This window comes from Imperialibacter sp. (genome assembly GCF_040222385.1).
Classification (GTDB): domain Bacteria; phylum Bacteroidota; class Bacteroidia; order Cytophagales; family Cyclobacteriaceae; genus Imperialibacter.
Genome location: NZ_JAVKDF010000010.1, coordinates 339,027 through 348,299, shown reverse-complemented (window position 1 = coordinate 348,299; position 9,273 = coordinate 339,027). Strand labels below are relative to the sequence as shown.

The 9,273-nt window shown below is 43.8% G+C and carries 10 protein-coding genes; 2 read left to right on the top strand and 8 right to left on the bottom strand.

All coding sequences use genetic code 11. The annotated features are described in order from the left end of the window. Window positions 1–224: 224 nt before the first annotated feature. From RIG68_RS02840 to rpmH, 5 genes are read right to left on the bottom strand one after another with little or no spacing between them, the layout of a single operon-like run. Entirely contained in the window at window positions 225–734 is a 510-nt protein-coding gene (locus RIG68_RS02840; protein ID WP_350118384.1) for a DUF2480 family protein, read from the bottom strand. Window positions 735–761: 27 nt separating this feature from the next. After that, the gene (gene tsaB / locus RIG68_RS02835) at window positions 762–1,448 is read right to left on the bottom strand and encodes a tRNA (adenosine(37)-N6)-threonylcarbamoyltransferase complex dimerization subunit type 1 TsaB (RefSeq protein WP_350118383.1); all 687 of its coding nucleotides are present in this window, start codon (window positions 1,446–1,448) and stop codon (window positions 762–764) included. Window positions 1,449–1,450: 2 nt separating this feature from the next. Then, window positions 1,451–3,109, bottom strand: coding sequence for a S41 family peptidase (locus RIG68_RS02830; protein WP_350118381.1), 1,659 nt, complete (start codon window positions 3,107–3,109; stop codon window positions 1,451–1,453). A gap of 7 nt (window positions 3,110–3,116) precedes the next feature. Continuing rightward, window positions 3,117–3,524, bottom strand: a complete 408-nt coding sequence (gene rnpA, locus RIG68_RS02825; protein WP_350118379.1) for a ribonuclease P protein component — start codon at window positions 3,522–3,524, stop codon at window positions 3,117–3,119. A 15-nt stretch (window positions 3,525–3,539) separates the two neighbouring features. Next, on the bottom strand, window positions 3,540–3,698 hold the full coding sequence (rpmH, locus tag RIG68_RS02820; RefSeq protein WP_151996459.1) for a 50S ribosomal protein L34: 159 nt from the start codon (window positions 3,696–3,698) through the stop codon (window positions 3,540–3,542). A 147-nt stretch (window positions 3,699–3,845) separates the two neighbouring features. On the opposite strand from rpmH, the gene RIG68_RS02815 reads away from it, so the two are divergent. Further along, entirely contained in the window at window positions 3,846–5,546 is a 1,701-nt protein-coding gene (locus RIG68_RS02815) for a M61 family metallopeptidase (protein WP_350118377.1), read from the top strand. 1 nt (window position 5,547) lies between these two features. On the opposite strand, the gene RIG68_RS02810 is transcribed toward RIG68_RS02815, so the two are convergent. Next, complete coding sequence (locus RIG68_RS02810) at window positions 5,548–6,546, bottom strand: adenosine kinase (protein WP_350118375.1); 999 nt, start codon at window positions 6,544–6,546, stop codon at window positions 5,548–5,550. 52 nt (window positions 6,547–6,598) lie between these two features. Further along, a complete protein-coding gene (locus tag RIG68_RS02805) occupies window positions 6,599–7,516 on the bottom strand; it encodes a glycerophosphodiester phosphodiesterase family protein (RefSeq protein WP_350118373.1) in 918 nt (305 codons plus the stop codon). A 134-nt stretch (window positions 7,517–7,650) separates the two neighbouring features. Here RIG68_RS02805 and RIG68_RS02800 point away from each other — a divergent pair, with 134 nt between their 5' ends. Beyond that, window positions 7,651–8,130 carry an LEA/WHy family protein gene (locus RIG68_RS02800; RefSeq protein WP_151996456.1) on the top strand — a complete coding sequence of 160 codons (480 nt, stop codon included), beginning with the start codon at window positions 7,651–7,653 and terminating at the stop codon, window positions 8,128–8,130. Between the two features lie 61 nt (window positions 8,131–8,191). Here RIG68_RS02800 and RIG68_RS02795 read toward each other — a convergent pair whose 3' ends face one another. Then, window positions 8,192–9,256, bottom strand: coding sequence for a metallophosphoesterase family protein (locus tag RIG68_RS02795; protein ID WP_350118371.1), 1,065 nt, complete (start codon window positions 9,254–9,256; stop codon window positions 8,192–8,194). Window positions 9,257–9,273 lie beyond the last annotated feature (17 nt).

Below are 9,273 nucleotides of genomic sequence, written 5' to 3'. Positions count from 1 at the left end.
CTCAACTCAACCTGCCGTCTCGCTGACACCACTTTCTTTGGCTATCCCTCTGAAAGCGGATGCAAAGGTAATCACTTATTCTCCCTAAATCCAAAAATTATTTTATAAATATTTTTTGAAGGAATAGAACAGTAGGTCAGTAAACTTTTTTGAGGGCGTTTCCCTCAAATGGGACTGCAAAAGTAGTGGACTGCTTTAAATATACAAGAGCCAAGCGTGATTATTTATGATGTTTTTTTGAACACCGGCACGGTACTACAAGGCTCCCCGTACATAAGGCTTGAAACCCAGGGAATTAGCCTTTGCGTAGCTTCAAAAAAAGAAAAGTCTGGATCAACTAAATCGCTACAACCTTTGATAATTACTTTAGCTCCATCGAAGGTTGACCAGTCCTTTTTATCTAACTCTTGAAGGAATAATTTCTTTTCAAGCTCCTCAGGGGAGCCTTTCATGCTGAGCGCAGCCACACCATTCACTTTGGTAGCCACCAACATATATGCCCATGTAGGGATAATCGCATCAGTTGAACAGTAAATAGCGACAGACTTTCCCCGAAAGACGAACCAATCAAATTCCTTAATGGCCAGCCTAAAGTCTTTTTCTCTAAGAATCATCCCCTGAAAAAGGTAATCTTTCAAATCGAACACTGCCCTTTCACCCTGAGGGATAAACTCAGCCAGGTCGAGAGAGATCAACGAACTGCTTGCAACTCTATTAATAATTGGTTGTTCCATGGGAAAACACTCTGAACTATGCGAACGCTAGCTGACGGATTTTGGTTTGGTTGCTCTGAATTCTTTTAAATAAAATGGCTCGAAGTACGCCAGGTCTTTATAAGATTTGGACAGTAGCTGTTCATATGCCAACTCTCCCATCGCCTTCGCAGAAGGCACTAGGTCGGATATAAAAACGGCGTTGACATTTTTACCGATCAGTTTTTTACACTTATCGGAGCCATTCCCAAAAAACCAAACCTCCTGTTTGTCAAGGTATTCTGAAAATGAATTCTCATCTATTATGTGTGGCGCAGTTTCTTGTTCAACTCGTCCCGTCGAATTAACTACACAAGCATACACTTCCATTCGCCTGGCATCTATCATTGGGCACAATAAAGCGTCTTTCGTATTAAACTTATTCACCTCTGCTGCCATGGCTTGCAGCGTGTTGACAGCCAGTAGCGGAACTTGTAATGCGTAACACAAGCCTTTTGCAATAGATGTGCCTATTCGAAGGCCAGTGTATGAGCCAGGGCCTTCAGAGACGGCGATGGCCGTCAGATCAGCCTTGCTGAGAGACAACCCGTGCAAAGTAGTATCAATAATAGAAGGCAACAGGTTTGAGTGTGACTTGTCAATCCTGTACTCCTGATATCCCAACAACTGCTTGTCGGCAAAAACCGCCATGGAACAAACCGTCGTGGCTGTCTCCAAACATAAAATTACGGACATGTTTAGTTGGTTGGATTTAAAAGCTCACTATACCTCCCCTCAGCTCGGAAAAGCTTTACAGCCTCGAGAATATCGGGATCATAGCTGAAAGAAGATTCGATAATGCCTGCCTCGAAGTAGTAGCGACTTAATATCTCTTCTTCAAGCACGTCTTTTATCTCATCCTTGAAATGTTCTAAGTCTGAGCTCTTCATCTTATTCAACTGATTTCTCAGCTGCTGTATTTCATTTTCCAGCGGTGTGAGATACTGCTCCTTTTTAGCGGAAGCTTCAAACCCATCAAGTGACCTCTCCATGGCGCTTGAGTACTTCAAATCTCGTTTAGCGAGCCAGCTTTTGAAATTAGCGAATTCCTCATCCGACAATTTAAATGTGGCCGGAGACGGGATCGTCTTGTGCTCAAAATGATATTTGGTGGCATAGTCAAAAATATGATTGCCATTGACCAGACCAAGAGTGACCGGCGCATACTCAATCACTTCTGCTGTAATGTCGGGATTAACGCCACCACCGTCGAAAACCACCCGACCTTTTGATGTTTTAAAAGCCACCATCAGCGAGTCAGGAATCTTTGCCACACTTCCATCTGGGTTTCTATGGGCATAGTCGATCGCCTGAATGCATCGACCGCTTGGGATATAGTATTTGGCTGTAGTAATTTTTAATTGGGAATTGTAGGCCAGGGGCCTGGTGGCCTGAACGAGCCCCTTTCCAAATGTTCTTCTCCCGACTAAAACACCTCTATCGTAGTCTTGAATAACACCTGCAACAATTTCCGCCGCCGAAGCACTGCCGCCGTTCACCAAAACAGCCAAGGGGATTTCGGTGTCAACTGCATCCTGATAGGCTTTGTAAGTTTTGTTCCAATCCTTCACTTTGCCTTTGGTGGTTACGATCTCCGATCCTTTTTTAACAAATACATTAGATACATTGATTGCTTCGTCGAGCAAACCACCTGGGTTTCCTCTTAGGTCCAACACAATATATTTTGCGCCCTGTTTTTTGAGGTCAGTTAATGCGTTTCTTACTTCTTTGCCTGCGTCGGTGGTGAAGTCAGACAGCCGGATGTAGCCGATATCGGATTGAAAAAGGCCATAGAACGGGACGTTGTTGATGGTGATCTTTTCCCTGACAAGTGGCACGTCAAAAGCTTTTTCGACCCCGTATCTTTCAATTGTCAAAACAATGGGGGTATTAACAGGGCCTTTCAAAAGGTCACTGATATTGTCTGAATACTTCCCTACAATGTCTTTTCCATCAATTTTGATCACCTTGTCGCCTATTTGAAGGCCTGCCCGGTAGGCTGGAAAATCCTTAAAGGGCATAATGATGGTGCTATAGCCGTCCCTCTTCCCGACCAGTGCTCCTATACCGCCATACTGGCCTGTGGTGATGGTACGAAAGTCGTCATACTCGTCTTCAGAAATAAAATCTGTGTAGGGGTCAAGTGAACTGAGCATCGCATTGATGCCACTTTTCACCATGTCATCCGGGCTAACCTCATCAACATAGTAGGTATTCACCTCTTTAAAAAGTGTGGCAAAAATATCCAGACTCTTGGCTATCTGAAAGTATTTGTCGTCTGGCTCAGTAAATGAAAGGCTAAAAACTCCTCCAATAACCAGCATCAACAAACTGCCTCTGATAATTCTTTGTTTCATAGACTTGCTATGTTTTTGCACTTTTTACATCATTCAAACGCTTCAACGCCGCAATTAGTTGACGCTCGATAAGTTGATAGGTGGCTTTTTCTTTACCAACGTAAATATAGGCGATTAAGAGGAAATTCTCCTGATCAGGCAGGGATCGGAGTGTGTGCTTGTGCAGCCGGTAAGCTTCGAACATTCTGCGTCGAAGCAGGTTTCTGTCTACCGCTCTTTTAAAGTTCTTCTTGGAAACTGAAAAAAGAATTTGATTAACCCCTTCAGGAACAGGGGATGCCATGTATTTAATAAGAAGGGGGTATAAAAAAAAAGAGGAACCTTTCTGGAAAAGTTCCTTAATACGCTTGTCTCTCTTTAACCTCTCCGACTTTGAAAAGGTAGCAGGTAGACTTTTATATTCCTGCTCCTTCATAAAAGCAGTGAAGATTTATTTCTTGTGACGACGCTCGTCAGACACAGTCAGTCTTTTCCTTCCTTTGGCCCTTCTGGCAGCCAACACCCTACGACCATTAGCAGTCGACATTCTTTCTCTGAAGCCGTGCTTGTTCTTTCTCTTTCTTACTGAGGGCTGAAATGTCCTTTTCATATCTATCTATTCTTCTTTGCCTAACTTAAAGTATCTTTCCGAGGCATACAATTGTAGTTCTTCAGAAAAATTACGGGCTGCAAAGTTAAAGAGCTTTTAATTAATTGCAAACAAGGAAGAGAAAGAATAGTTGGGAATTATTAAAAAATGATCAGATATACAGTTAGTTACAACAACCCGCTCAGCCACCTTATAAATATTGTCATGACTTTTGAGGCCAATACGGCCCAAAACGTGGAAGTTAGGCTGCCAACATGGAGGCCGGGCCGCTATGAGTTAGGGGATTTTGCAAAGAATATTTTACGTGTTTCAGCAAAAGGTTCGACGGATGGGCTTCTGCCCATGAGAAAGTTAAACAAGAGCAGTTGGTCATTGTTTGTAAATGGTAAGCAGTCCATTGAGATAAGCTATCAATACTATGCTTATAAAATGGATGCCGGCAGTTCATGGCTTCATGATGACCAGCTTTATGTAAACCCTGTCAACTGTTTGATGTATCTGCCCGATAGAATGACAGAGCCGGTTGAATTGCTTCTGGAACTCCCGGACCACTATGAAGTGGCCACTGGGTTAAAAAAAGAAGGCCACCGGCTGCTGGCTGAAAGCTTTTACGAATTGGCCGACAGTCCGTTTATCGCAAGCCCATCGTTAACTTGCCTGACCTATGAGGTTGACGGCATCATTTTTCATATCTGGCATCATGGATTGACGGATGTAAAACCGGCTCAAATGCTGGAGGACTTCCGAAAGTTTACAACTACTCAGTTGCGTCTTTTTGGTGACTTGCCGGTTACAGACTATCATTTTTTACTTCAATTTCTGCCTTACCCGGCTTACCATGGTGTGGAGCATGCTAATTCCACGGTCATTACGTTAGGGCCGTGCACCGGAGAGCACACTGCGAGCTTCTATGAAAAGCTACTCGGTATATCGTCGCACGAGCTTTTCCATGCATGGAACATTACCAGGATTCGCCCTACAGAGCTTCAGCCTTATGACTTTTCGAAGGAGAATTATTTTGAGACCGGATATGTGGCGGAGGGCTTCACGACATATTACGGCGACCTGATGTTGGTAAGAAGTGGTGTTTACGGCGAAGAATGGTATTTGACTGAGTTGAATAAACTTCTCAGCCGTCACTTTCAAAACTTTGGCCGGTTCAATCAATCGGTGGCGGAGTCGTCGTTTGATCTATGGCTGGACGGCTACCAGGCGGGTGTGCCTAACAGGAAAGTATCGATTTATGTGAAGGGGGCCATCATTGCGCTTATGCTTGACTTCGCTATAAGGATTGCCAGCGGCGGTAAATATTCAATGGACGACGTGATGCGGGCTCTTTGGGTGGATTTATATAAATCTGGAAAGCCCTACGAGAAAAACGATATTCAAAACATGGCAGAAAAATTTGCCGCTTGCCCCCTGCAAGATTTTTTTGACAAGTTTGTGCATGGAAATGAACCAATTGAAAATGAGCTCAGCACTTTAGCTGACCAGTTTGGGCTGGCTCTGCAAAAGAAGCTGCCTGAAGCTTTTCACGAAAGGGAGCTGGGCTTCAAAGTGAGGGTCGACGGAGACAGATTGGTGGTTTCTCACGTACACCCGAAGAGTCCCGCATGCGAAATGTTGTCGGTCGATGATGAGATTGTGAATGTGAACTCAGAAACTGACGTCAACAAAATGCTCGCTGCTTTTACTACAGATTCGACGATTAAAGTCAACAGGTACGGCAGGACTATTGATCTTTATATTGCGACTGGTAGGTCTTTTTATGAAAGCTACTCTCTTGAAAAGAAAAAAGACCCAACTGTTGTTGAGTCCTCTTTCTTTAAGAAATGGTTGGTAGGGTAATCTATTCGAACAGGTGATTCATTATCTCTTTCACCTGGTGCCACTCCAAACGTGGGCCATACTGGGAAACTACTTTCGACGAGGCCAGGCTGGCCATTTTCCCTGCTTCAGCGATGGAGTGGCCGTGCGTGATTCCATAAAGAAATGCGCCTGCGAACATATCGCCGGCTCCTACAGTGTCCACGGCATTTACTTTGTATGGCTCAATATCGATGAAGGTGTCTCCATCGAAAATCATGGCGCCGTTTTTGCCTTGCGTGATGGTAAATTTTTTTGCTGCCTTTTTTAATTCCTCCCGGGCATGGAGTATGTTACTCTTCCCGGTAAAGAGCATCGCTTCCTCTTCGTTGCAAAACAGCAGATCGACGCTCGCTCCAACTACCTCCTCCATTTGACTTTTGAAGTACTTCACCATACTGGGGTCAGAAAATGTCAGCGCCACTTTGACTCCATTTTCTTCGGCAATTTTCTTGGCGTGTTTCATAGCGGCAAGGCCTGTCTCACTTGTCACCAGATAGCCTTCGATATAGAGGTACTGTGAGTCCTTTAAGGCTCTATCATCGATTTCGGCATTGGAAAAATTAGACGTGATCCCCAAAAATGTATTCATAGTCCGGTCAGCATCATCGGTCACCATCACAAGACATTTACCAGTAATTCCCTCCGGGGCTGTCGCATCAGTCAGGTTGGTATCGACGCCGTTTTTCCGAAGGTCTTCAAGGTAGAAGTGGCCAAATTTATCATTGGCAACTTTGCAGGCATAGTAGCATTTTCCCCCAAACTGACTTGTGCCAATTATGGTATTGGCTGCTGAGCCTCCGCACTGCATCATGTTCTCGTCAAGGTGAAGCGCTTCAATAAGTTCATGTTGACGGGCTTCATCCACCAGCGTCATCAAGCCCTTTTCGACTTTATATTTTTCCAAAAAGCTATTATCAGCATCAAACACAATGTCCACCAAAGCATTCCCGATACCAAAAACGTCGTAAGTCTTTTTCATTTATATCAACAGCTATTTTTTACAGCGGGCAAAGGTAGTGAATACCTTATAATTATGAAGCTACCTGTTCGATCAGGTTAGGGTAGTCGGTGATAATGCCGTCCACACCCATTTTGATGAGCTCCTGCATTTCCTTCACCTCATTCACCGTCCAGGGGATTACCTGCAGGCCTTTGCCGTGTAGCAAAGTGACATCGTCCGGCGTCAATTTTTTGAAATAGCAGCTATAAACTGCCGGGGTGAAGCCTAGCTGGCTAAGGTTTTCTTCGACGGACAGGTCATTCCCAACGAGCACAGACAGTTTGACTTCAGGATAGGTTTCGTGAAAATAGCGGAGTATCCGAAAATCAAATGACTGGATGGTAAATTTGTCGAAAGGCACTTTACCATTGATTTCAGCGTAAACAAGTTCACAAAAAACGCTTGGTTCAGGGTGGTATATATGGTCCCCCTCCTCATCGGACTTCAATTCAATATTATAGAAAGGAATATTGAGGCCTTTGTCATCGGCATATTGATCCACTGCTTTAAACACTTCCGACAACAGGGGCTTATTAACGCTCATCTTTTCCTGATCTGGAAACCCTGGGTGAAGCTTGCTGCCGCAGTCGAACATTGCGAGCTCATCACTTCTCATTTGATAAATATTCCATTTCATTTCAGATCCTTTTGCAATCGGGTTACCCAAAGAGTCGGTGCAGAAAGTTGGGGACAGAAATGAGTCGTGAGACACTACTACCATATTATCGGCCGTTATGACCACATCCATCTCAAGTGTCTTGATATCGTATTCCATGGCCTTCAAAAAAGCCGGAATAGTATTCTCAGGCATTAGCCCTCTTGCACCCCGGTGGCCTTGCCAATCGAAAGATGGAACCTGAGGTGTGCATGAAAATAAAAAGGCTACTAAACCAAGACATAAAAAATTGCGCATCATTTTTGAGTAAGACGTTGTGGAAATGTTTGACATAAAGCTTTCGACGAATTTGAACAGGTATAAACGGTTGAGGAAGAATAGCGTTATTCCGACTGACCTTCTTCGAATTTGAAAATGAATTAGATAGCCGAAAAATAATCTTTTAATTTGAGCCACGAAACGGAACTATGAGAAAAGCCCTGGTAAATAATTTAATATTTTGTTCAATCTTTTTTTTGGGCTGGAGTTGCAAGCAAGCAGAACCCGCTGAGCTGATCAGGTTCCAAAAGCTCACTTTCGGCCCCGTTGTCAACAACGAAACACAAGTTAGAGGGGAAGCACTGTTATACAACCCGAACTCTTTTGGTGTAAGCATTAAAGAAATTCAGCTACAGATCGAAATTGAGTCGACTAAGGTGGCCTCTTTAAGGGAGGTTAAAGTAGTAAAGGCGGGTGCAAAAAAGGAATTTGTAGTCCCATTTCAGGGCATACTGGTCATGGCTGATATCCAGAGAATTGTTGAAAAAGATGGCTTGGCCTATTTGCTGGGCAAAAAAGTGCCCTTGCAATTTACCGGCGAAATTAAAACAAGCATCGCAGGCTGGTCGTCGAGATATCCTGTGAATGTGAAAGAAGAAGTAAGCCTCAGTAAATTGCTGTCAAGATAGATGGATTGGCAACTGCGGCCAGCAAAACAACCTTCCGCTTTTCATTCCTGGCATTTCGCCATCAAGACAAAACCTTGATCCGGGTGAAGATATAATCCAGGTCTTCTTTGTTAATTACCATTCTGTAAAAATCCGTATCGCCAAGCTGCTCCGGATTGTAACCAGTTTGTCTCAGGTATTTTTCGGTGGTTTTCTGGTCAAACCAGTGGATAAGCGATATGGATCCATTCTCAATCTCGAGGCAGGTGATTCCACGCTTCCCGATGACCGTGCCTGAGTTAAAAAGAACGGGAATATGAAAAATGGAATGATACAGGTTGCCGATTTCCAGAATGGGGAGTTTTTTGCTATAAATAGCTTTCAACTCCTTTTTGTAGGCCTTAATGCTCTTCAGAATCACAGACTCCTCCCCCTCCTTCAGTCCAACAAGCTCCCTGCATAGCTGCTCTATTTTGTACTTGAGTCTTTCCGCTTTTGACAGTGATTCAAACAGCGGGCGATGCGTGTGACCAATCACAGAAGCAATCTTATTGAAGACTGAGTAATTATAAACCCGCCTTTCAATTTTGTATTGCTTTCGGCTGTCGTGCGCCACAGAGAAGTTTTTGATTCGAAGCGGGTTGGCTATGTATTTCAGCGTAAAGCCAATAAGCCTGTTGCTTTTCTGATATTTTTTGGAAGCCTGGTGGCCGTGAAAAATAAAGATCGGATTATCTTTATACATCAGCTTAACCGACTCGTACAGTTCGTATTGGAACGGCTGCTCCGGTTCGGTTACCAGTGTGAGGTCATGGTTGCCGACAGTTTTTATGAGCAAGTTGTTCCTATTTATTTCATCAAAGAGCTCATAAACTTCCGCCCATTGCTTTGCTATTTTCTTAAGAGAAAATCTTTGAAGCTCCTCTACATCTCCATTCAAAACCATGGAGAAACCTTTAGGGATATAGTAATCTTTTACCGACTGAATAAAGAGGCTGGAATTGGGAAGAAAGTCGTCTTTGGAACTTCCGTCTCCCATATGTAGGTCGCTAAAAATGACAATCTTGCTCTTCTGGTCAATTGGAAACGACGGGGCTCTTTCGAACAATTCATCGAGGTTTCTGTAGACTAATTTGGCTTCGTTCATTTGGTTAGGTTGGGATG

Bases quoted from the DNA above. Each gene is read 5' to 3' on its own strand.
- RIG68_RS02815 (WP_350118377.1), top strand. From the start codon at position 3,846: ATGATCAGATATACAGTTAGTTACAACAACCCGCTCAGCCACCTTATA.
- RIG68_RS02795 (WP_350118371.1), bottom strand. From the start codon at position 9,256: ATGAACGAAGCCAAATTAGTCTACAGAAACCTCGATGAATTGTTCGAA.
- rpmH (WP_151996459.1), bottom strand. From the start codon at position 3,698: ATGAAAAGGACATTTCAGCCCTCAGTAAGAAAGAGAAAGAACAAGCAC.
- RIG68_RS02840 (WP_350118384.1), bottom strand. From the start codon at position 734: ATGGAACAACCAATTATTAATAGAGTTGCAAGCAGTTCGTTGATCTCT.
- RIG68_RS02830 (WP_350118381.1), bottom strand. From the start codon at position 3,109: ATGAAACAAAGAATTATCAGAGGCAGTTTGTTGATGCTGGTTATTGGA.
- rnpA (WP_350118379.1), bottom strand. From the start codon at position 3,524: ATGAAGGAGCAGGAATATAAAAGTCTACCTGCTACCTTTTCAAAGTCG.
- RIG68_RS02810 (WP_350118375.1), bottom strand. From the start codon at position 6,546: ATGAAAAAGACTTACGACGTTTTTGGTATCGGGAATGCTTTGGTGGAC.
- RIG68_RS02805 (WP_350118373.1), bottom strand. From the start codon at position 7,516: ATGTCAAACATTTCCACAACGTCTTACTCAAAAATGATGCGCAATTTT.
- RIG68_RS02800 (WP_151996456.1), top strand. From the start codon at position 7,651: ATGAGAAAAGCCCTGGTAAATAATTTAATATTTTGTTCAATCTTTTTT.
- tsaB (WP_350118383.1), bottom strand. From the start codon at position 1,448: ATGTCCGTAATTTTATGTTTGGAGACAGCCACGACGGTTTGTTCCATG.